23 protein-coding genes and 1 riboswitch are annotated in these 24,672 nt (G+C 30.0%); of the genes, 2 read left to right on the top strand and 21 right to left on the bottom strand.

Annotated elements, in window-relative coordinates; genetic code table 11:
• Positions 1-63: 63 nt before the first annotated feature.
• The 3 genes from HYG85_RS18040 to HYG85_RS18030 form a co-directional block, all read right to left on the bottom strand.
• Positions 64-1,269 carry a hypothetical protein gene (locus tag HYG85_RS18040; protein WP_212690837.1) on the bottom strand — a complete coding sequence of 402 codons (1,206 nt, stop codon included), beginning with the start codon at positions 1,267-1,269 and terminating at the stop codon, positions 64-66.
• Positions 1,270-1,582: 313 nt separating this feature from the next.
• The gene (locus tag HYG85_RS18035; protein WP_212690836.1) at positions 1,583-1,942 is read right to left on the bottom strand and encodes a hypothetical protein; all 360 of its coding nucleotides are present in this window, start codon (positions 1,940-1,942) and stop codon (positions 1,583-1,585) included.
• Positions 1,943-1,978: 36 nt separating this feature from the next.
• Entirely contained in the window at positions 1,979-2,755 is a 777-nt protein-coding gene (locus HYG85_RS18030; RefSeq protein WP_212690835.1) for a hypothetical protein, read from the bottom strand.
• Positions 2,756-2,970: 215 nt separating this feature from the next.
• Positions 2,971-3,056: riboswitch (cyclic di-GMP riboswitch) on the bottom strand.
• Positions 3,057-3,291: 235 nt separating this feature from the next.
• On the opposite strand from HYG85_RS18030, the gene HYG85_RS18025 reads away from it, so the two are divergent.
• Positions 3,292-3,567 (top strand): hypothetical protein, encoded by a 276-nt coding sequence (locus tag HYG85_RS18025; protein ID WP_113676192.1) that lies wholly within the window; start codon positions 3,292-3,294, stop codon positions 3,565-3,567.
• 55 nt (positions 3,568-3,622) lie between these two features.
• Here the strand turns inward: HYG85_RS18025 and HYG85_RS18020 are convergent, their stop codons facing one another.
• The 11 genes from HYG85_RS18020 to HYG85_RS17970 form a co-directional block, all read right to left on the bottom strand.
• Complete coding sequence (locus tag HYG85_RS18020; RefSeq protein WP_212690834.1) at positions 3,623-4,447, bottom strand: undecaprenyl-diphosphate phosphatase; 825 nt, start codon at positions 4,445-4,447, stop codon at positions 3,623-3,625.
• Positions 4,448-4,642: 195 nt separating this feature from the next.
• Entirely contained in the window at positions 4,643-5,695 is a 1,053-nt protein-coding gene (locus HYG85_RS18015) for an ATP-binding cassette domain-containing protein (RefSeq protein WP_212690833.1), read from the bottom strand.
• Positions 5,685-6,392 (bottom strand): GTP-binding protein, encoded by a 708-nt coding sequence (locus HYG85_RS18010; protein WP_212690832.1) that lies wholly within the window; start codon positions 6,390-6,392, stop codon positions 5,685-5,687. Before HYG85_RS18010 ends, HYG85_RS18015 begins: the two co-directional genes overlap by 11 nt.
• A gap of 17 nt (positions 6,393-6,409) precedes the next feature.
• Positions 6,410-7,639 (bottom strand): ABC transporter substrate-binding protein, encoded by a 1,230-nt coding sequence (locus tag HYG85_RS18005; RefSeq protein WP_212690831.1) that lies wholly within the window; start codon positions 7,637-7,639, stop codon positions 6,410-6,412.
• A 265-nt stretch (positions 7,640-7,904) separates the two neighbouring features.
• Positions 7,905-10,304 carry a hypothetical protein gene (locus HYG85_RS18000; RefSeq protein WP_212690830.1) on the bottom strand — a complete coding sequence of 800 codons (2,400 nt, stop codon included), beginning with the start codon at positions 10,302-10,304 and terminating at the stop codon, positions 7,905-7,907.
• Positions 10,305-10,479: 175 nt separating this feature from the next.
• On the bottom strand, positions 10,480-11,055 hold the full coding sequence (locus tag HYG85_RS17995) for a hypothetical protein (protein WP_212690829.1): 576 nt from the start codon (positions 11,053-11,055) through the stop codon (positions 10,480-10,482).
• Between the two features lie 201 nt (positions 11,056-11,256).
• Entirely contained in the window at positions 11,257-12,063 is an 807-nt protein-coding gene (locus tag HYG85_RS17990) for a sugar phosphate isomerase/epimerase family protein (RefSeq protein WP_212690828.1), read from the bottom strand.
• Between the two features lie 14 nt (positions 12,064-12,077).
• The gene (locus HYG85_RS17985; RefSeq protein ID WP_212690827.1) at positions 12,078-15,107 is read right to left on the bottom strand and encodes an efflux RND transporter permease subunit; all 3,030 of its coding nucleotides are present in this window, start codon (positions 15,105-15,107) and stop codon (positions 12,078-12,080) included.
• A gap of 5 nt (positions 15,108-15,112) precedes the next feature.
• Positions 15,113-15,976, bottom strand: a complete 864-nt coding sequence (locus HYG85_RS17980; RefSeq protein ID WP_212690826.1) for an efflux RND transporter periplasmic adaptor subunit — start codon at positions 15,974-15,976, stop codon at positions 15,113-15,115.
• Between the two features lie 126 nt (positions 15,977-16,102).
• Entirely contained in the window at positions 16,103-16,732 is a 630-nt protein-coding gene (locus tag HYG85_RS17975; protein WP_212690825.1) for a TetR/AcrR family transcriptional regulator, read from the bottom strand.
• 113 nt (positions 16,733-16,845) lie between these two features.
• Positions 16,846-17,586, bottom strand: coding sequence for a flavodoxin family protein (locus HYG85_RS17970; protein ID WP_212690824.1), 741 nt, complete (start codon positions 17,584-17,586; stop codon positions 16,846-16,848).
• A gap of 264 nt (positions 17,587-17,850) precedes the next feature.
• Here HYG85_RS17970 and HYG85_RS17965 point away from each other — a divergent pair, with 264 nt between their 5' ends.
• Complete coding sequence (locus tag HYG85_RS17965; protein ID WP_212693830.1) at positions 17,851-17,988, top strand: hypothetical protein; 138 nt, start codon at positions 17,851-17,853, stop codon at positions 17,986-17,988.
• 113 nt (positions 17,989-18,101) lie between these two features.
• On the opposite strand, the gene HYG85_RS17960 is transcribed toward HYG85_RS17965, so the two are convergent.
• The 7 genes from HYG85_RS17960 to HYG85_RS17930 all read right to left on the bottom strand — a co-directional run bounded on the left by HYG85_RS17960 (position 18,102) and on the right by HYG85_RS17930 (position 24,598).
• Complete coding sequence (locus HYG85_RS17960) at positions 18,102-18,737, bottom strand: chloramphenicol acetyltransferase (RefSeq protein ID WP_212690823.1); 636 nt, start codon at positions 18,735-18,737, stop codon at positions 18,102-18,104.
• A gap of 99 nt (positions 18,738-18,836) precedes the next feature.
• Positions 18,837-19,319, bottom strand: coding sequence for an LURP-one-related/scramblase family protein (locus tag HYG85_RS17955; protein WP_212690822.1), 483 nt, complete (start codon positions 19,317-19,319; stop codon positions 18,837-18,839).
• Positions 19,320-19,745: 426 nt separating this feature from the next.
• Complete coding sequence (locus HYG85_RS17950) at positions 19,746-20,123, bottom strand: CoA-binding protein (protein WP_212690821.1); 378 nt, start codon at positions 20,121-20,123, stop codon at positions 19,746-19,748.
• Positions 20,124-20,135: 12 nt separating this feature from the next.
• On the bottom strand, positions 20,136-20,930 hold the full coding sequence (locus HYG85_RS17945; RefSeq protein ID WP_212690820.1) for an ABC transporter permease subunit: 795 nt from the start codon (positions 20,928-20,930) through the stop codon (positions 20,136-20,138).
• 34 nt (positions 20,931-20,964) lie between these two features.
• On the bottom strand, positions 20,965-21,762 hold the full coding sequence (locus tag HYG85_RS17940) for an ABC transporter permease subunit (protein ID WP_212690819.1): 798 nt from the start codon (positions 21,760-21,762) through the stop codon (positions 20,965-20,967).
• 3 nt (positions 21,763-21,765) lie between these two features.
• Positions 21,766-22,650 (bottom strand): ABC transporter ATP-binding protein, encoded by an 885-nt coding sequence (locus tag HYG85_RS17935; RefSeq protein ID WP_212690818.1) that lies wholly within the window; start codon positions 22,648-22,650, stop codon positions 21,766-21,768.
• Between the two features lie 235 nt (positions 22,651-22,885).
• Positions 22,886-24,598, bottom strand: coding sequence for an S-layer homology domain-containing protein (locus HYG85_RS17930; protein ID WP_212690817.1), 1,713 nt, complete (start codon positions 24,596-24,598; stop codon positions 22,886-22,888).
• Positions 24,599-24,672: the final 74 nt, after the last annotated feature.

The raw sequence follows: 24,672 nt of genomic DNA, 5'->3' as shown, positions 1-24,672 counted from the left end.
CATCTTTTTAATGTATTTATTTTTTGATTATTGCAATCAATTTGCTTTAATTAAATTCCTTTTTTAGATATCTTTTGGATACATTTGACTAAAAGATTCACTTCTAGCTTTCATTAATTCATTCAGGTCAACAGAATTCTCTTTAGTCAATTTAGGCATATCGATTTCAACTTTTTCATTTATATTATATATTTTTTTGTTGAATTTGAAACCTAATTTGATTACACCAGATACGTCTTCATCTAAAATATCTTCATCATATTCTTCATCAGTCAATCTATTTTGTATAGCCATGACTTCTTCTATCTTAGCAATATCAATATTCAAATCTATTAAACCTGATTCGTTAATGATATAACCTTCTTTATTGAGAGCATATTCTATAACGATACCTTTTTCACCTAATAGATTACATTTACATAATTTATCTGTAAAAATATCAATCATATTTTTTAATGCAGGTTTACTCTCATCTAAATTTTCTAAGATAGTATCTATTTCTTCCTTACTTTTTTTGACTTCTTCTTCAGACTTGTTAACCATCTTTGAGATAATGTCCATATATTCACTGAAGAATTCAAGTGCTTCTTTATTATCTAATAGATTATTAGCTGTATAATTTATCAACTTACTTAGTGACTCGTTGTCTAATGATAATTCATATACATATGCTGTCTTACCATCAATTGTTTTTCTTCCTTTGTTTTTCACTAATTTCAAGTTAGGATTATATTGTAAAGCGTAATCTTTTAAGAATTTATTTAATTTTTCTTGTAATTCCAATACTAATTTACTATCATAAGTAATATCTTCATTGTTCTCTTGATTTATTACAAGATATTCTTTTCCAGCAAACTCCTCGCTGAACATCATTATAGATGGTAATTTTATTACATTGAGGGATTTTGAATTCTTTTGTAACATATTATAATCTCCCCAATATTCTACTCCCATTCCTATTCCACCAAAAACGAACTGAGTATCTACATACATTTTTCTTGATGTCTTTTGTTTGTTTTGCTGTAACTTCGTGTGAATGTTAATGTTCGTATCCTGTAATAACATCTTTACAGCAGCAATACTGAATTGCTCTTCTTCTGAAAATCCTTCAGTCTCTAAAGTTATTGAAATATCTGTGTCACTTTCACTTGAAGTGACTTCTAGTGATTTCTTAAATGCATTATATAATTTATTTTCATTATAATCACATCCAACAAATATTAACATAACAGATAATACACATACTATCATTGCTGATATTCTTTTCATACTATATACCTCCTAATATATTGTCTTTTTTTGTCACTACCCATTATAAACTATGTTAAGTATATTGTAAATCAATTATTTATTTGACATCAGTTTGTAATTTGTCATAATTATTTATATATTCTGTCGTAATCTTGCTGAATATTGCAACAAATCATACCTACTAATAACTATAAATCTATTGTAACTATAATAATATCTACTACTCTTATTATGAACACTATAACTAATTTCATTCAAAGTAAAAAATAAATCCAGAGGAAAATATTTAATTCCCTGGATTTATAATCTATTCTTGTTAAATTAATAAATATTATAGACTATTAATTACTTCTTCTGGTGTATTTACTACTTCAAATTTATCAACAAAGTCTTTTCCACCAAGTCTTCTTATTTGTGACATTGCAATAACTGAATCAAGTTTTACATAATATCTCTTTTTGAATGGTGTATCCAAGTATTTTTTTAATGCTTCTGTTAACATTTCTCCTACTTCTGGAGTAGAAGTTGATTGTTTTCTTGCATCAACTAAAAATACATAATCCTTAACATTTATCATTCTTAATTTGCTTTCATAGTCTTTCATACAATCTTTAGCTTCATCTACTGTGAACATTCCCTCAGCTACTAAAGATACTAATTTCTTACTTGAATTAACGTCAATTTTATACATGTGTATACCTCCTAGTAAATGTTTTGTTATTTAATATTAAATATCATATTCTGGGTCAAGCGCTTTATAGAATAATTTACAATCCAAGGATTTTTCAGGTGGTATATCTTTAAAATGTTCTGTCTCAGCATATTTTGTATGTATAAGCATTCCTTTTTCATCATGAACAAGTTTAAACTTAAAATATTTTGAGATTAATGTAGCAGATTTAATATTGGTAGCTTCAAGAAACATACCTTTATAGCCTCTTTTTATTGCATCATCCTGACAGATTCTCACTAAGTCTTTTGCTATTTCTTTCTTTAGCTTATCTGATTTTACACCAATCATAAACATATGTACAAAATCATTCTTTTTAACTTTTTTATTTGTTTTGTAATAAATAGTATCCAAAAACCTCTTATCAAGAACTTCAAGTAATTCACAGATTTTATTCATGGGCTCTAAATTATCTGTAAATGGAGGGACTTCTTCATCTGGATCAAAGTCTTCACATGCTAACACACCTATGATTCTATTGTTTTTTCTGTTTATAGCTATATAACACAATCCTTGTTCTACAACATTTTTCATGTAATTATAAACAAATTCATTAAAATCCTCAATAGATAAGTGAACAGCCTGTACCATCGGTTCAGATATTGTTTCTTCCTTTACTGTTACCCCTGCAAAAGTTTCAGCAAGACATTTTGCCGCTTCAGCGATCAACTCTTCATTTTTCCCATCCAATCGCTTATACTCTAATTCTATATTTAATTGTTCCAAAAATTTTACTAAAAATACTTTATCATATAAAACATCATTTTTTTTCATTATATCCCCTCTTTCAACTATTAATTAAACAAATAAAATAATTTCATCAAACAAAAATGATAAAATATACTATATTTTATGGCAGGAAGATTCCTTTAATATAAAAAAGGTAATTGTTACACTCCACATAACATTTCATATAACGTTATTAGCCAATGAAAAAAATGTGACAAAAAAAACAGCTACTAATAATAGTGACTGCCATCAAATTATTATACGGCAACCTGGCAGTCCTAGGATATAATCCCTTAGACCCATAGCTTTGCGTCCCTATTTTTCAATAGGTTTGCTATTTTCTTAATAAACAATATTTAATACTGGACTTATTATAACATAATTATTCTTTGCTTTCAATTTATTTTATATACAAAATATTCCCGATTACCTACTTTTGCAATTCATACTTAAGTTATTATTACTACTTGTTTATTTTTTAAATAGATAATTTTACCTAATGAAAGCAGTCAAAAATCAATTACAACATTAAATAAATAATTTCATCAATCTTAGCAAAACATAACTAAGAGGTGATGAAAATGGAAGATACAACTGTAATAGATAATGAGGTTTATTATAATGTGAGCAATAGATTATTTCAATTTGCTGATACAGAAGACGATTATAATAGAATAATGAAAACAGCTACTCATTGGTTATGTGAAGCATCTGGACGTAATTTTACAAAAGACCTTTTATATCCTTTATCAAGTAATGGCTACATCATTAATGATGAAGGTACAGCAACCAAAGAATGGGAAATAGCTGAAGGAGTCTTAGTTAAAAAGCAAACTGAAGGAATGGATCGTGTATAGAAAATATAAGGGCTGTAGGATAATACATTTTTAATTATCCTACAGCCCCATTGTTTTATTTAAATATTGTAAAATATAGGATTACAATGATTCCTAACGCTATTCTGTACCAACCGAATACTTTGAAGTCATGTTTTTTGATATATCCTACTAGGAATTTGATAGCTAATATTGAAACTACAAAAGCAACTATCATTCCTGTTAGAAGAACCAATAATTCTAGACTTGTAAATGCAAAGCCGAATTTTAGTATCTTGATTATACTTGCACCAAACATAACTGGCATAGCCAAGAAAAATGTAAATTCAGCGGCTACAGTTCTTGATGTTCCTATAAGTATTGCTCCTAATATAGTTACTCCAGAACGTGAAGTTCCTGGTATTAATGATAATACTTGAAATAAACCTATTATAAGTGCTGTCTGATACGTAAGCTCAGAGATATCATTAACTTTACAAGTTCTGCCTTTGTTCCATTTCTCTATGATAATAAATAAAATACCATATAATATCAATGTAATAGTAACTGTCTGATAGTTATAGAATAATTCATCCATCTTATCGTTAAATAATATACCTACGATTCCTGCTGGAATACATGCAATGACAATCTTTACCCATAAAAGAATAGTATCTTTTTTAATAAATTGCTTTTGTTTAAATGAAAAGGGAAAAATCTTCTTCCAGTAAATAACTACAACTGCCATTATTGCCCCTAGTTGAATTACAACGAAAAACATTTCCTTAAAAGCGTCCGACATATTCAACTTAAGAAATTCATCAACTAGAATCATATGACCTGTGCTGCTTATTGGCAACCATTCTGTAACTCCCTCTACGATACCAATAATCAATGCTTTAAATATCTCAATAATATCCATATAAAAAACTTCCTCCTGCGTAAATAGCTTGTTCTATGTTGTAAAAATAATACATTTCTTCAATTATACATTAAATCAAGTCACATGCGCAATAAGATAAACATTAAAAAACCCTTAAGTTTATTAATATTCTATAAAAAAAAGAAGCTACGCCTCGTTCCGTAGCAACTTTCCTATAAGATAAATAAGTTTTTGTCAATGAATGCTTTCATAAACATTTATATTACTGATATTGTCATTATAATTAATTATTTCTCCCTTTCTTAGAGAAGTTCTTAATCCTTTGATGACTTTATCCATCTTTTCTAATTCTTGCAGCATAGCTTTTTCTTCTTTTCCTGTTTCTATAACCTTATATATACCACCGTTTCTTATAACTATTCTCTTATCAGCCATAAGTGCCAAACTAGGGTCATGAGTCGCCATTAATACAATCTTTTCTTTGCTAACAAGAAGACCCAGTGCTTTCTTTCTATCAATTCCAGCATTCTCAATTTCATCTATTAATACAATAGGGGACGTGCTTAGAATAGCTGTATCCGCTATCATCAAAGCTCTAGATTGTCCACCACTTAAGCTTGTGATAGGAGTATTAAGGTCAAAAGCTTCTCCTGCTAGATTATTAGCAGCTTCAATAATCTTTTTTATTACTTCTTCTTCATTTTCAACCATACGACTTTTTGCATGTAGTTCAAGAAATTCACTGACAGTTAAATCCATTACAAAATTCATGTTCTGTGATAACTGTGCCACCAATTTATTACCTGATGAAAACCTCCACTTTTTATCTGGTTTTTCACCATTAATTAGAATGGCTCGACCTGTTGGGGTATCTTCATTAGCTGTCCACTCTATATCAGCTAATAATCTGCTTTTACCTGAACCCGTTGGACCGACAATAGATATTATCTCACTTTTGTTTATAGTGATATTATCAAAATTTTCTTTTTGTCCAGATTTATCATGTCCTGCTATAATTGTTAATGAATCAACTGCTTTTTCTTCTTTTATGCCTAAAAAATCCAGCATGGTATTGATATATACGATTATATCCTCAGTTAATTTAGTTGTATCTATAGCCCATTCTTCTCTTTCTTCCTCAGAAAAATGTTCTAGGAAACTTATGAAAGTCTCATTTCTATATTCATCAACATCCAACTTATTATCTGCAAAGAATGATATTATAAAGGGATATTTATTTTCTATTTCATTAATTGTCAGTTCATCAAGCATTTCTCTATTTATCATCTTCATCATCACCTAATTTCATTTTTCTTACATTACCCATTTGATAATCCTCACCGATTCTAGTTTCACCTAAACAGTATGAACAAAGTGCTGATGGCATTGAGAATCTTAATTTTTTACCTTTTACTGTACTTGTATCAGTTTCTTCATCATATAATAGAGTACTTAATTCAAATGCGCCTTGTCCAGTCAACCCATTGATATGCATCGTAACAGCTTTTGGATTAACAGAATTAACTCTTGAAGAAAACACTTCCCTCTCTGCTTGTGATACAATGTCACCTTTGGTTATTACAACTATATCAGCAGATTTTAACATTGGTCCTATTTTCTTAGGAGTATTTATCCCACTAAGATTATCTATTACACAAATTGCTTTGATATCCTTGATATATGGTGAACAACGATTACAAAGTCCTGCACTCTCAGTAATGAGTAAATCCAAGTTTTCTTTTATACCCCACTTAACAACTTCTTCAATATTACTGACAAAGTAATGGTCAGGGCATAGAGAACCAGACAAACCTTTCTTAACTGGTATTCCTGCTTTTTTATATAATATATCATCATCTGTATAGAGACAGTCAAATTTAACTACACCTACTGATAATCCTCTTTTTTGAAGAGCGCCTATTGTTTTTAAAATAACTGATGTCTTACCTGAAGATGGAGGTCCGGAAATAGTAACTAGATTCATATTTATCACCTTTCTCTCTATTTAACATCTATATTTTCATTGAAAATACTCTCACATCTATTTATTAATTCACCCATATCATTATTGTATATATAATCCCAGCCTAACCACATATATTTATGTTCCATTGATATCATGTTATCCACTTCTGGATTAACACTTGGAAACTTACCGTTATGAGATAATATCTCTCCTACTTCCTTTGAAGCAAAGAAATCAACAACTGGTTCTAACATATCTTTTTTGCTTTTCTTGGATAGTAAGAATATTGGGCTTATTATAGCTCCATCTAATGGCCATACAGGTTTCATTGGTCCTTCATTTTTAATCATCTTAGTAAAGAAATATGGCATGATTGTAACTACTGGTTTATCCTGTTTTCTGTGAGATTTTACCATTTCAGAAGGATGCATTCCTGTTGATAGGCATTTTCCTAGTTTTCTCAATCCTTCTTCACCATATTTTTGATGAATATTCAATAATATGGCGTTAAATAAATCAAAATCACCGATTGGCAGACTAACACTATTCTCAAACTCTGGTTTCAATATATCTTCCCATGATTTTGGCATATCTCTGCCATTTAATTCTTCTATATTTATTAAAAATACTGCTGGTACTACCCCTATAATTGAATAGTTGTTATTAGGGTCTTTTAGACATATTTCTTCATTATCAAATTCCTTATTATAATGTTCCATTTTGGTTATATCTTCAAAAACACCTTTTGAAGCCCATTTGCCAATTAATTTTTTATCAAAAAACAGATCAAAACCTGCTGATATGAATATATCTGATAATACATCTGGGTCTTCAGTTTTCTCTAATGATTCTTTTAACCAATCCACACCCATGGATGCCGCTTTTAATTCATACTCCATTTTAGTATCTAGGTTATTACCAGTGCCTTCCATCCATTTATTGAATGACTCCATAAGTGGTATTCTCACAGGACAAGGTAAGATACCTTCAATTTTAATGTCAGCATCATTATTGGTAACCTTATCAGTTTCATCATTTATAGCTTTGTTATGATTTATAGCATCTTCAAGATTTTCTGTAAATACATCCAAATTGATTTTCTTCATCTTCAATGCTGTTTCAAGGGTAATTGACTTTCCTATCAATTTTCTCTGGTTTTCATTTTTCATTCCTTCAAATCCTATTGATTCGAATAAATCTATGGTCTCTGGGTAACGTTCTGTAATATCATATAATGAATCTTTTACATTAAAATATTTTGTCATAATATCCTTCCTTTCAGCTCTATATGGTTAATAAATAATTATATTTTATCATCGACTTACTCTTTATTATACTATTATTTATTATTTTAGCTGTATCATATGTTACCAATTCAACTTTCCCACATCAATATTCTATGGAGGTAAGCTAATTAAAAGGTTTTAAAGAAAAAAACTTACTAAACCCTTACACTTATGATGTGAGGGTTTAATAAGTTTTAGTCTTTTTTTCATATTATATTTTATAATATTTGATTATTGTATCATATCATTGTTCTTTTACATCAACTAAATTATCATTGATAGTAATTGATATACTATAATTATTACTTGTAAGCTCAATAATATCCTCAATATATTTTACTCTGAACTGATCATTTTTTGCTAGTGTAATTGCTGTAACATTAAAATGTTTGTCAGATTTTTTAGTAGTCAATTCCAGTTGAAAAACCTCTTGTTTCTCTCCGTCCTTAATATTTCTTACATTACTGTCCTGACATTCCCAATTCAATGGTATTACATTCAAACTACATTTATCAAAATCAGCAGTGAATATACCTTTTTCCTTTTCTTCGTAGTCTGCATAAGAGTTCAATAAGAATTTCATTTTATGCTCTTCATATAATTCAACATCATCAACTATGATATATATCTCTGCACATGGCGAATATATTCTTCTCTTGGAGTGTTTCATCAGTCCTTCTTCCCAAGCCTGGGTTTCATCACTGGCAATAGTTACATAATCATCTTTTAGTTCTGCCCTGATAATCTTACCGCCATATTGTTCCATTGGCTGACGAGCTAGTTTACCATTATCAAATACAGGCAAGAATAAGCTATGGTTATTCGCACAGCATAAATTGCTTAAATTAGCATCATGATAGTATCCAGCACCACAATCCGGACATAAAGTAATGCCTTCTGCTTCTAATATTATACTACCTTTATCTTGGTGAGAATGTCCTACATATAATTCACCGCTGCAATAATGTAGATGAGCTTTACTAATATCTTTTCCCTGTCTATTAATATCCACTTGTCCAGTTACTTCAAAGATTCCTTGTTCAATTACAGTATCTCCTTCTATTTTCTCAACTAATGGAGAGGCTACTAATGTAAAGACATCATCACTTACATAACCTTTTTCCAATAATTTGGTATAGAGTGACAACCATACTTCATTACCTGTCAATTCATAGAAACTATAGGCTATATTTGCTTTTAGATGAACCCCTGGATGAGCATCATTAATTGGCAAGAGTATCGTACCATCATCTTGTTGAGACAAATGGGATAATATGAATTTACCAGTCTTAGAAAGTAATTCTTTATATATTGAGAAAGGTTGTTTTTTATATCTTGCCAAAGCATATAAAGATGGTATTACATTGGAAAATGTATACTGCCAGTAGTGTGGTCCTTCCAATGTTCCACCATCTTCTTGTACATAATTATTAATCATTTCAATGATATCCTGCTCTGCCTCAAGAATATTAGAATGATATCTTGGAAATCTATGTACCAACCCTAATAATCCAGTTACTCTACCTCCACTGAATACAATACCTTGGTTCATCTGCCTAATATAATCCACGCATTTGAAATCTGCTTCTAATCTAGGTAATCCCTTCATTGTAATAGCATCTCTTATTATCTGCTTACCATAAGGAGTGAGTAGAGAACCAGCCCAATCAAGAACGTATCCACAGCTTTTGCAATAGATCTCTTCCGTAAAACTTCTATGATGCCACATAGCTCCTGGGAATACCCCCATTATACTTTCGCACCAATATGTACAATGAGCTACAGATAATGCACATCTACAAGCCATTCTCAGCATTTCATAATCTTTTTCAATTAATCCTACAAAAGCTAAGTTTTCCATTATAGTATCTAGTGCTGGCTTGTTAACGTGTCTATCACGACACCATCGTCTATCTGGTTTAGGTACATATGTTCCTATTAATTTTTCTGGTTGAGTTTTCATATATTCTTTGGCTAACTCTACCATACCCTCATAAGCTGATTTGAAAGGTTCTATTTCAAACTTTTTCCTTAGAGTGTCTAGGTCTTTATTGTCAAATAATATTTCTATCTCAGCATTAAAATCAACTTCACTTTTTTCTTTGAAGAGTCCTGTCCATTTGCTGTCATAATGGTTTTTACGGCTCTCCATGAATTCTACTCTCTTAGAATCTGCAAGTCCCAACCATGCTATATTAGCTGTTATATAATCTTTGGTTGCTATAAAATCAATTCTGATGGTTGTTATTATATTTCCTGCTATCGTCAAGTCATATTCTCCTGTTACTCCATGACCTTTTATCTTGTCACCAATCTTCTTATACTCACCATCTATAGTTACATAAACATCAAACAATAACTCTTCTGGTATGGAAGCAAAAATCTTTAATGTATCATATGTTTCAATATCAAGTTCACATTTTCTTGACATGGACATAGCTACTGTATTCTTTTTAGCTTTATCAATATTTATACTGGCAAAAGCCCAGCCCTGACTTATTTGTCCTATAGTATCTTCACTATACTCTATTTCATACTCATCCAGCACACGATATTTTTCATGTGGATTGGTATGTTCACTTGTACCACCCTCCCAAAAAGGTTCAAAAATTGCCTCAGCTTCATTAATCTCTACTATCCTCATAATCTTACACCTCATTTCATTATAATAACTAAATCATAGCAACTTCATTATCATAATAAAACCCTAAAAAATAGATTAAAGGGGCAATATATTTACTTGTTTTATAGGAGGGTAATTATACATCAAAAAAGCCCAAGACTACTAATCTTGAGCTTATAAATATTCCTAGTAAATTTTATACTACCATAAATTGTTGGTATTCTTTTTCATTACAGAAATCTGATAATTTTCCTTCATATACTTTATGTAACTTCATCCTATTAAGATAATAGAAATCAACTGTAGAAACTAATGAACTTCTTTTATCAAAGAGCTTTACACCGCTTCTTTCGTATACATGGGATACAAAATGGGTACATACATATCCGTATGGAATTTTTACTGGTATATGCAACATCACTGTAAAAATTCCAAATATATTATAATAGTATCTTCTTTTTCGCTTCTTGAAATGTTCTATGTTCTTGATTAATTTATCATATTGCTCTTTTGTAACTTCCATTTTGCATATTAAACAAGTAGTATTTTTAAAACGAGCATAAGTTCCTTTGTCAATATATTCTCTGACAAATCCTCCGATTAAAGGGTTTCTAGGGAATTTTCTACCAAAACTGTACATCTCGTTCAGCTCTTCGTCCAGTGCAACCGATACATGGTTATATGGTATTTTGGTATAGAATTTGATCAATCTATTCAATACAGAACCAGTATCAGAAAGCATAATATAAGTGTCTATCGTGTCTTTCTTCATGGTCAACCCTCATTTATATTTAGTCTAATTAATAATGATTATTTTTTAATCTTATGTCATCTTACCATATTTTTGAACCAATAACAATTAAAAATGAATTAGAAAAACCTTAATTTTTTAATTAGATTTTTTAATGTTTTTCATAACAATACTCATCCCATTATCATAAAATAAGCCAATCACCTCTTTAATTTTAATCAACTATAATATATATTCTAATTCAGTTCTTAATATAACAGCCTTATCATGTGCTTCTCTTAAAAATTCAGCTGAGTCATAATCATCTTTTGTTTTATCATAAAAGACCTCAAATGATAGATTTCCCATATAATTTATTTCCTTCAACTTATAAAGCAGCTTATTCCAATTGATGACGCCTTCATAAGGAAGCCAATGTCTATCAGTACATCCATCATTATCAGATAGATGTAATGCAATAAGTCTGTCACCATATTTATTTAAAACATCATAAATAGAGGTGCTGTACAAATTAGCATGAGAAGAATCGTAACACACCCCTAACCAATCTGATTGGATATTATCAAGAACATAATCAAAAAACTCTTCTTGTCTTGTATTTTCTATGGCAACTTTGATTCCACATCTTTCTGCTTCTTCCAATATAGTCTTTATGGAGTTAAGCCCGTATATGTTGGGTTTGTCTGGATAATCACCTTGGGTCAGATGCATGACTATTACCGGTATATTATAAGTATGGCAATCATGTATACATTTAATGAATTCATTAATTATATAATTACGGTCAGATTCATTGCTGCTCCATAATTTATTACATTCATAATATGGTGCATGGATGTTTTCAATACTTATATCCATCTCCAAGATTTTTAATAAATCCTTTTTACCTTCTTCTGAAAATAATTCTTCATCCCACCATAACATAATGCTGTCAAATCCAGCTTCTACTATCTTCTTGACACGTTCTACAGGGGGCATGATATATCCAAACCAATTAAATATTCCTAATTTGATATTACTGTTTTTCACTAGCATCTACCTCATTATTTCTTAGTTTTCTCTACCAAAGTATATACAACTGGTATAATTACCAATGTCAATATAGTAGATATCATCAATCCACCCATCAAAGCTATTGCCATAGGACTAAAGAAAGAACTACCTGATAATGCTAGTGGCACTAATCCAATAACTGTGGTAACAGTACTCAGCATAATAGGTCTAAACCTCTTATCCACTGAATCTATACATGCTTCTATTAAAGAAGCTCCTTTATCTCTAGCCCTGTTAATATATTCAATCAATAGTATGGCATTGTTTACTACAATACCGATTAAGCTAATTACACCTAATAATACTGTAAAAGTTACTTTTATATCCAATAAAACAAGTATTAGGATAGAACCAATAAGTGAAAGTGGTACAGTCAATAATATTACTAATGGTTGCTTGAAGGAGTTGAATTGTAATAACAGTATAATATAAATTACAGCAATTGAAAAGATAGCTGCCAGATCCAGTCCATCAAGATAAGTATCCATGGTCTGTTTCTGCCCGTAATATTTGATGTTCAAGCCGGCTGTATTCATATTATTATCTACCATTGATTCAACTGTATTACCAATATCCACAATACTATAACCAGATATGACATCACACTGGACGATGATGGCTTCTTCGCCATCCAATCTATTAATAGCTGGAAGATTCTCCTGTAATTGTATGTTTGCAACTTGTTTTAGTAGAACTTTCTCACCTGTTATATTCGATTTTATGGCTAGATTATTGATGTCCCTGATTTCTTTTGCATTTGTCTTAAGATATACCTGATAATTTTTGTTTCCCAAATTAGCTGTAGTTGGTATTGAACCATATAATGATAGATTCAGTTGTTTTTGAATATCATATTTAGTTAAACCATAAGAAGCCGCCGCATTGGAGTCAATATCAACTTTATATTCATATTCTTTACTAAGCATATTGGTACTTACATTGACAGTACCTTCTTTGTTTAATAATTCTTTTTCTATTTCTTGAGCTATGGACGTCATTCTTTCAGTATCTTCTCCTGCAATTATTACCTTGAAATCCGGTCCACTTTCAGTTAATTCCAATCTGCCAACGGTAGCTATACCATTTTGTAGTACAGAATTAAGCTTATTCTGTAGATATAGTGAAAAATCGTTTAGATTCTTATGTGTATCAGTTTTCTTCAAGTTGACTCTAAACAAGACTTGACCTATATCTTCCGTGGAGGCAAGAGAATTAATTGTTATATAGAATTTTGGCATAGAACCACCTATTGCTGAAGTATAGGTAGTAATATCCTTTTCTTGTTCTAGTACTTTTTCAACTTCTTTTACTAATTCTTTTGTTTTACTGATATCCCCTTTGACCTCTCCTTTTACATTGATGTACATTATATCTTTGTCTGCATATGGGAACAAATCTATATCTAGGGTAAAAACAGCCAGTATTGATAATACTAGAACTCCTAGGCTAATTGCAATAGTAGTTATTTTGTGTTTTAACCCAACTTTTAGGAATCCTTTGAAGAATTTTCTTATTATATTTTTTCTATTCTTCTTATCTTGACTGTGTTCCTTGAAGAACAAACTTGCTAGTGCAGGTGTAACGAGCATTGCAACAATGAAAGAGGCTGTAAGGGATATAAATACCACTTGTGGCAGACTCTGTACGAATTCACCTGCTGCCCCAGGAAGTACTGTGATAGCTGCAAATGCTGCAAGAGTTGTCAATGTAGATGTAAGAACAGGAACAAGTTGTTCTCTGGCACCTAGATAAGCTGACTCTTTTTTACTATTTCCTTCATTCAATTTAACTTGTATTGCATCACTAATTACAATTGAATTATCTACCAAGATACCCAATGCTACTATTAAACCTGATATTGACATTTGCTGTATATCTATCCCCAACAGCTTCATTACAATAAAAGTAATACAAATGGATAATGGTATTGATGTGGCTACAATAAGAGCATTTCTTATACCAACTCCGATTAGTACCACCAATAGAACGAATAACATACCTTCTAATAGGTTTATTATGAAGTTATTAACTGATTTCTCAACTTCTTCAGGCTGAAATAAGACTTCATCAATCTTCAACAATTCATTTGACGAGTCTTTATAATTATTAATGATATCTTTCACATCTTTACCAATGTTGACGATATTCTTATTCTCTTCAAAATAACCTGTAAGAAGTACTGCTTCCTCACCTTCATGAGTATACTGTCTAACATTTTCTTTTCTTACTATATCAACCTCAGCTATGTTTTTTAACCTGACAATGCCTCCTGTTTCTGGTGATATAGTTATTATCAAGTCTTCTATATCTTTTAGTGATTGATATTTTCCGGGAGTACTGACTGTTATTTTTCCTTTATCAGTTTCCACGTATCCTGAAGGAATGTTAAGATTTTGTGAAACAAGCAAATTATATATATCTTCAATAGACAGACTGTAGGTATTCAATGCCTTGTAATCCACCTCAATGACTACTTGTTTTTCTTTTAGTCCATCTATAACTACTTTTTTGACTCCGTCTACTTTAATAAGTTCCTTTCGAATATCCTCTCCATGACTAGATAACTCATCATAAGCAAGCTCTTTTGATGATAAACTGATTATGAAACCAGCAGAATCTATTAGATCTGTTTCAACAACAGGTTTATCTGCTCCTAAGGGCAATTTGCTTTCCATGCCATACATAGCTTCTCTGAGATTATCCCATTGTTCACTACTGTCAATTCCAGTAGTAAGTTTGACAATAACTATTGATACATTATTGTTGGAAATAGATTCAATACTATCTATTCCATCTAAAGTCATAGCTTCGTCTTCAATAAGCTTAGTTACTTGTTCTTCCACCTCTTTTGCTGATGCACCTGGGAAGGTTACTGTAACTACTGCTGCAGGAGAAGTGGTATCTGGGTTTTCCTGTTTAGGAAGCAGATAATAGTTATACAATCCATAAATTATTAAAATTATAGCTAAAAGTATTGTTGTTTTTCTTTCTTTTATGGCATACCTAATAATTTTACCCATGTGCTTTATTCCACCTCTTCTTCAGGTATTTTAACTTTTTGACCTTCTTTCAAATTGGAAGTTCCTGATATAATGAGCTTATCCCCTTCATTTAGTCCTTCAATCAATATTTTATTTTTACTATATCCTTTTATAGTGATATTCTTTTTAACTGCACGATTGTCATCATTCATAAGATACACAAAAGGATCTCCTTCATTAAGTACATTGTTGATATCTATATAAAAACCTTCTTCTTGCCCAATAATCAAATCAATCTCTGCTACTGCTCCAACAATATAATCCTCTTTATCGTATGTACCTGCCAGCTCTATCTGAGCAGGGAAGGTCTTACTTGATTGATCTGGATAAGGACTGATTTGACAGACTCTACCTGATGTTTCAACACCATTGATGGTTATATTGACTTTTGTTCCAACATCAACTTTTTTAATATCTTTTGAGATTATACCAAAAGATACTCTATGATTATAGACGTTGAGACTTATTAATGGATCTCCCTCTTGCACTGTGGTTCTTGACTTCCCAAATACCTCTTTCACATATCCATCTATATCTGAATTAATACTTATGGTATTATCTTCATTCTCTTCTATCATAAATAATTCTTCATCTTTATTAACTTTTTGTCCTGCTGCTACATTAACTCTGGTTATTGTTCCTGAAACATCAGTAAATAATATACGTTCATCATTGACTATGACAGTTCCTAGATAATCTAAAATAATATCATTCATTTCTTTCTTTACTTCTTTTACCTCTACTGTCCTTACAACCTCTTCACTTTTTACAATCTTATCTGGAATTAGACTACAACCGCTTATGCCTATAATGATTATTAAGCAGCTTATAATTATTTTTAATTTCATTTCCTTCCCTCCAATCTACTATATTAATAGTATTCCCATTTCAAAAGAGAATCATGGTTCATTTTACGATAAAAAAATAAATTTATTATTAATTACAACAAGTTTATTAACCAATGAAGATAACTGTTATAAGAAGTATAACTTTACGACCTTATTCATTAAATCAGCCATATCAAAGGATTCTTCCATGTTAATAACCATATAGCTCAAAGTCTCATAGAAACCTTTTGCCAGACTGCAAGCATATAATTTATCTTCGTCTTCTAAATATGTCTTATTCATATCCTTCTTTATTTTTCCATAGAGAACTTTTTGAATTATCTCTATGAGATTAAGTCTTGAACTTGGAACTTCTTTACTGCTTTGAAAAAATATTATTGCTTTATCTCTGTTTTTATTTATGTACTCACTAAGGTCATAACAAATCTTACTTACCATGGGGTATACACCTAGATAATTAGGATAGTCTTCAAGCTTGCCCACTATATCATAGACATCTTCCTCCATATCTTCCAGATTAACCATGTTGTGAGTGTTTTCCTTGATGATGTTGTTTACTGTATCTACGAATTCTTTTATGATCTCGTTATACAAATCTTCTTTACTGTTAAAATATCTATATAGATTTCCCACTGCTACTTTTGCTTCTGTTGCAATATTCTTCATTGAAGTTTTTGCATAACCATAATTCTTGAACATCTCTACAGCTACATGAAGTATTCTATTTTTAATATCGTCTTTTAAGACTTGTGGCATTAGTGAACACCCCTTCATTATTGTGTTATATATTATTATACTGCATTCCTTTTGATAACGCCAGTATTTTTAAATATTTTAATCAGATTTTAAGTTTTTTGTATTATTTCAGATTATTCTTCCACTCTATTTACTTTTTTATATAACATTTTATAGAATCTATTAGCTATTACCTTTTTGAATATATTGATTTTGGAATCATAAAAATAGTTTTTTGATAACCAGCCTTTGTCTTCCCAGTATTTAGCATCTCTTTTAATAACTTTTAGAGCAAGTACTTTAGAGACTGAGAAATATATTAACTGTTCTATACTAGGTTTATATAATTTCTTATCCATCATAATATGTTTCACAAAATTTTCGTATTCTTTTGGTTGTACTTTCTCTTTGACAGTTGTTACTTTTCTGCTAATGTTATCAGTTGGAAAAGCTCCCCATTGAACAGCTACATTATCCATGTATTTTAATGTGTTTTTTATACCTGAAGATGATGTTGTTACTACATTCATGATTGGTATTCCAGCTAGAGCTGGTCTATGAACCCATCTACAAGTTCTATCAATAAACATTTTAAGTTTTCCGCTAATATTGTTAAGGTATATTGGAGTACTAAGTATTATTCCATCGTATTGTTGCAATTTATTCATCAACATATCCATATCATCATCCAAGAAACATTTATCCTTCAATATACAAGATTCACAACCTGTACATAGCTCAATGTTATAATCATGTAGATTAATGATGTCAACATCAATATTGATTTTTTCAAATTGCTCTTTGATGTCAATTAACAATCCATAGGTATTACGCTTTCTTTTACTACTATTTATAGCTAGAACTTTTTTATTCATATCATCATCACTTTCTTATTAATATATACATAATTATTTTATCATAAATATTTTAAAAAATCACTTGGATTTACTTTTTATTAAATGTAACATTAATCCATTAATCATATTTCTGATTTTAATCAACATCAATATATTTATAATCTCCTTTATCCTATGCAAGAATACATACTACATTTGTTCATTTATCACATTTGGTTGTATAATTGAATATAAAGATGCAAATAATAAAAATGAATAAATTAAATAAAAGGGATGATATATGTGAATGATTTAAATAATCTTAATCAAGTACCTCTTGCTAATTTATCCAATAATGAACTAGATAGAATTACTCAATTAGAAAAAGAGTTCAATGAAAAATATTATTTGATTGCTTTCGAGAAAGATGAGAGCAAATAGAACTATTAATTAATTTGTAAAATAGGCTCTGTTATAGTACCTTACCGCTAAACAGAGTCTATTTTATTTATATACATATTTTCACTTGGTACTTTTACATTATGTACTATTGTCTATAAGTATTTTTCTGGATTATCCATAATCTCTTGTATTAGTTGAAAGTATTTTCCTACATGAAGTCCATCTGCCAAAGCATGATGCACTTGTACAGAAAGAGGTAATTTGATTACACCATTTTCTTCAAAAAATTTTCCCCAGCCTATTCTTGGTATGCTATCTACTGGATTTATGCTTATTGGATGTGAAGCTGTTGTAAATGAGATCCAAGGAAGACTTGTAAGATATAGAACATCATCTTTGCTAGGGTCATCTTTTAAAGATATATTTTCCTTAGCTTTCTTCATCTTAATCATAGTATTTTCTTTGAAAGTTTTAAAATCATTAAAATAGTCTACTGTACAGAAACCAAATAATTCTTCATCCCCCATTATAGTAAAAGCTGGTCTAACTTTTTCATGTTCTATAACATTCTCTCCTCTTATTCTATATCGGAATTCTTTTATGTCATTAGCTGTTTTGGAAACAACATATATGGTAGTTATAAAAAAAGGCAGATCATTTTCTTTTATGAATTTATGAAATTTAGTTATGTCTATATTAGCGCAAATATTATAGTGTGGATAATCTAGTCGTTTATAGAAATTATAGTGTTCTTTTCTTTTCCAGTTATCAATGTCAATAATTTTCATAATATCATACTCCTTGAATAAAATTTCTATTTAAAAGACACCTATAAGGTGCCTTCTATTACAATTAAATTTTAACTGAAACATTATAAGTTAATAGTGTTAATGATTATTGTTATCATGGATTATCTGGTCTATGACTATTACCAGGGCTATAATGAATCCATAATCTTCGTTATCATTTACATCAACACCATATGTATCAGAGAAGCTAAAAAATTCTTTTGATACAGTCGCTACTATATTGCCATTTTTCATTATTGAAAAATTATAGTTAAAAGGTCTACCGTCTATATCATAATAACCGTTTTCACTTTCTATATTGAACTTAGAACCAAAAAAAGCAATCTTTTTCTTGACTAACGCAACTGGATTACCTTTTCTGAATATAGTGTATTCGGGTAGCATCCTTAGAAGCTTCTGCTCTATATAAAATACTTCTTCTCCATTCATGTCAAATAATTGTAGTTTGTCACCTAAGCTGAATACTTTACCTTTTACTATAAAAAAGTCATTCCCCATTTCATCTTTTATAGTAAAGTCATCTCCAAAACTAAATATTTTTTCCCTTACTTGGAATCTCATCGAATAATCACCCTTATTAAATTATTTTAGAAACGCCATAATACTTGTAATAAATATTAGGGCGTTTCTTTAATGACATAAATTCTAAATTTTGTATTATTAGATTATTTATAATCAATTATATTTTATCATTATTATGGGTTTTTATCAATATAGGTATTAACTAAAAGATATTGTAAATAGGTCAGAAAAAGTTTTTTGTTCTGACTTGGTTTTTGCAAAAGAGTATATGTATATGTTTCGCCAGCTACTTGCTCGTCCTGAGCAAAAAGCTGGGTTCGGCGTCCTGCCTCACTACTTCACATATACATATACTCTTTTGCTCTTTATACCCTTCAATATAATCACAAAACACTTTTTCTTCTAATTGGTTAACTATTGGCTATACTCTTTTTTTATATATTTTATAGTGCTTGAGAACTTACTTTACGACAAGGCAACGAGTACGCATGCTTGTACTGCTTCTATTTCGTTATCTTTTGCGTATTGTAGTATTTCTTCGCTGACGGTGCCTGGTTGAAGCCAAACGTTTTTTATTCCTAGGTCTTTACATTGTTTTATGATTGATATTCCTATTCTTGGATTGACTACGAAATCTACTACGTCAACTTTTTCAGGTAAATCAGCTAGTTCTTTGTATGCCTTATCACCGTCTATTTCTTTGCATTTGACACTTATTGGGTAGACTGTGTAGTTGTTATCTTTTAATTTCTTATATATTTTATAACCAAATTTATCCTGGTCATCAGTTGCTCCTACTACAGCCCATTTTTTTGATTCCAACATTATTGTTTCTACGCTCATATAATCGCTCCTTTATAAAATATCTTTTCTTTGATAGTTAGTATACGTAAGAACGATGCTTACTACTATGATAATTATTGACAACACAATATATAATGCCTCAAAACCATTGCCATTCAACACTTTGATGGTATCAAAATATGAGAATGGAGTTATATATTTGACAAAATCCAGTTTATCGGATATATTTCTAAAAACATCCAAGAAATACATTATGAGTATTATACCTGTTGATATTGTTGTTGCTTTTTTAGCTTTTCCAGTAAATGATGATATGGCTAAACCAAGACTCAAGAATATACATTGTATTATTAATAGTACAACCATACCATTAATTAGACCACCAATTATGGATTCGCCATTATTATTTATATTTACAAAAACAATGGTTGTTAACCCTGTTACAATATTAATGATTAGAACATCTATGAAACCAACTATTATTTTACTTGTAATCATACTGCTTCTTGTTATTGGTTTTACCATGAGAAAATCTGCTGTTTTGTCTCTTGCTTCTTTTGATATTATTGTTGCACCCAACATTACTGCATGTATTCCAGTTATCAGTGCATAGTACATGAATAAAACACTATAATATCCTTTTATTTCAGTAAGATTCAAGGAAGACAAACCAAATGCATTCTTCATAAAATCAGGTAGACTTTCCAATAATTCATTGGCTTCACTGCCCATAGCTGCAAATCCAGCATATTTTGCGAAAGCCATAGCAGTAAATATAATTATACAGACGCTCCATATAATAAGAGCTTTCCTATACGAACGTAATTCTCTAAGAACAATATTCATAGAATTTTCCTCCTATCCAATGTTCCTTCATATACTATACAGAAGGAATATCCTTTTTTTGATATATGACATATGAAGCTACTATAAATATAACTGTTAATGATATTGACGTTATTAAATGTGATACAGAATACGCTGAGTTCTCAGTTATATATCCGCTGTCGAAAAAACCAAATGGTGATAGATAGCTGTATTTTTCATCTTCTACTGTTTGATTGAAAAGATATAATACATAAAATCCAAATACTACACCTAGGGTTACTGGTAAAACACTTTTTAACTTATTAACAATAGTTCCTATAAGAATACCTAATGAGAATAAGAATAATTGTACAAAGAATAAGCTAAGTGTCAGTAGTAAAAAATCAGTAAAGTTGTAATCTGCTTTTTTAAATGCCTCTACAGCAATTATTGCAAAAACGAAAAACAGTACATTCATTATTACAATATGAGTCAATGAAGCCATAATCTTAGGGGTTAGTATATTAGCTCTTCTCAGAGGTTTGACAAGTAAGAAATCTGATGTCTTGTCTCTTGATTCTTTTGAAGTTATATCAAGTCCTAGCTTCATAGCGAATATACCTCCTATAAGAAGGATATACGAAAATGCAAAGCTATAATAGCCAATAATATGTGACACACTCATATTATTTAGACCCATTGCTTTTATGAATGCTTCTGGAAACTGACTAATAAGCTTCTCAAACTGCTCTGCCTCTTTTGAATAAGTAGGAAATAATGATACAAATAAGAACAGAACAGCTATGATAGATATAGTCCATATTATATTACTTTTAAGATATTTCCTAAACTCGAACTTATAAATATTCATAACCTAAACCTCCTTTTGATAGTAGTACATGAAAATCTCCTCAAGAGTTGGTTCTTCAACTAGGAGGTTAGCTAATTCTATTCCACCTAATTTATTAATCATAATATTAATATCGCCTTTATATAAAAATGTTGCTTTATTATCCTTTACTTCTAGTTCTGTAACACCATTAACATCAAACGCAGCTTTTTGAAGATTGTCATGAGATTCAATCCTGAATCTTTTATATCTGCTTTGACGTAAAGATTCTATGCTTTCGGTTTTAATTATTTTACCATCCTTGATGATAGCAACTCTGTCACACATTCTTTGCACTTCGTCTAGTATGTGTGATGAAAAGAATATCGTTGCTCCTTTTTCATTTTCTTCTCTTATAAGGTCAAAAAATTTCTGTTGCATCAATGGATCAAGACCGCCTGTTGGTTCGTCAAGTATTATCAATTTTGGTTCGTGAAGCAATCCTTGGACAATCCCAACTTTTTTCTTATTTCCAAAGGATAAATCATCTATTTTTTTCTTAAGGTCTAGGTTCATTACTTCTGCCAATTCATGAATACGCTTTGTACAATCCTTACCATAAAAACTAGCAGAATATTTTAGTAAATCGATAACTCTCATATTATCATAGTAAAAAACTTCTGATGGTAGATAACCTATATTCCTTCTAATCTCGGCACCATCTTTGATACAATCTTTTCCAAATATCTTAGCACTACCACTAGTTGGATAAATCAATGATAATAGAGTTCTTATAGTTGTTGACTTACCAGCTCCATTTGGTCCAATAAAACCAAAGATCTCTCCTTCTTCAACTTTTAATGAAACATCAATTATACCTCTTGATTTACCATAGTATTTAGTAAGTTTTTCTGTTTCAATGATATGCATATGATAACCTCCTTTATTAATAGCAAATAGTTAGGTTTTACTTATTAAGAATTAGTATATTCTAAAACCAATGCATTTATTATTGACTACTTTGGTCAATAATATTGTAGCATATATTTTTTTAAAATTCAATATATTATTTAATAAAAAAATGACTGTATCATCCAACAACTTATTTTTCATAAGCTATATCATGATACAGTCAAAATCTACCATATTAAATTATATCAAATCTTTAGTCTATTATCTCAAATAGTGCTATTTTAACTTCATCACCTTCAGTAATTTCAGTTACCCTTACTTTATCTTCAAGTGATATATCTTCAACTTCTGCATCTTCTCCATGATCTTTTATTATTGTTTCTTCTCCGATACTAAAAGTATTAGATTCTTCTCCCACATTTACTGTTATCAATTTTTCATCTACTGTCTCAGCGATAGATACTACTTTTCCCTCATAAACTTTCACTACCGGCTCATCTATCTGTATTTCTATTTCTTTGACATTTACACTATCACCTTCTGTGATCTCTGTTACTTTTACTATGTCTCCTATTTTAATATCTTTAACTTCTAATTCATCATCTTGTCCTTCTTTTTTAATTACAGTATTTTCATCAACTATAAATGTTTTTTCTTTATCATCATCTTGACGAATAGTTACTAATTTATTGGTTGTTGTCTCTGTAAGAGCCATTACTATTCCTTCATAAACTTTCGTAACTATCTCTTCAACCTGAATTTCTATTTCTGAAATATAAGAATCGTCACCTTCAGTAATTCTTGTTATTTTAACTATATCCCCAATTTTAATATCATTAAAGTTCAATAAATCATCTTGACCTTCTTTTTTAATAGCAGTGTCTTGATTAAGTACAAAAGTATCTTCTTCTTCATTAACTAGAATACTTATCATTTTGTCTCCTTCAGTTTCAATTACCTTAGTTACTTTACCTTTGTAAGTTTGAAGAATTTTATCATCTTCCTCTTCAAATACTTCAATGTAAACAACTTTGTGGTCAAAGAATTCAAGTTGTAGTTTATCTCCTACTTGAAGGTCAGTTAATTTAATTTCTTTACCATCTATATCATATACGACTACATTTTCATTAAGAAGATATCTTTCTGATTCATAATCATCCTTAATGGTAATAATGCCGTTTGATATTTCAACAAATTCTCCCATTTCTACCTCATCTTTATCACAATCTACTTTATCATCCAATCTAGAAAATAGAATTGCCATTTCAGCTCTAGTCAAATTACCATTTGGATTAAACATATTTTTAAATCCTGACATAAGTCCTAGTTTATTAATTAAATAAATATATCCATTATTTCCTTCAGGTATTGATTCTTCATCATCAAAATCCAAATCCTCATCATCATTATCTAATGCTTTATCATTTAACCCTAATGCTCTAACGATATATTTAGCAACAACATACCTCTTAGCAGCTCCATTAGCTTCAAAACTCTTCAACTCATCTTCAGTGATTATTCCTTTTATATAAGCATAAGCTAAATAATTAACCGACCACTCAGGAATATCAAGGCTTTCTATTATTTCTGGTATTTCATCTAACTCTTTTGCATCATCTTCCCATCCCATAATCCTAAGAATCATAGCTAGGACCTCAATATTTTTTGTTGGTTTGTTAGGTAAGAATTTACCATTTCCATTTCCTAAGATATAATTTTTTGCACTCATACGTTCAATATCTTTATTAGCCCAATGTTCTTTTTCAACATCTTGGAATTTTTTTGTATATTCATACTCCCATGTTTTATATTGATCAGCATGTTTTTTATAAAGGTAATTCCAATTGACTTTACTCTTACCTCTATTTCCTTTATTATTATCATTTTTTGCCATAGCAGCATTTGATAATATCAAAGAAAATACTAACACCATTGTAATTATTCTTGCTAATTTCTTGTTCTTCAAAATAATAACCTCCTATTTTTGTTTAATTTGATTTATTCATTTGGGTATTATATCTATTCGTACACATTTTTACC

It is taken from the genome of Vallitalea guaymasensis (assembly GCF_018141425.1).
GTDB lineage: Bacteria > Bacillota > Clostridia > Lachnospirales > Vallitaleaceae > Vallitalea > Vallitalea guaymasensis.
This window is presented reverse-complemented; position numbering and strand designations above follow the sequence as displayed.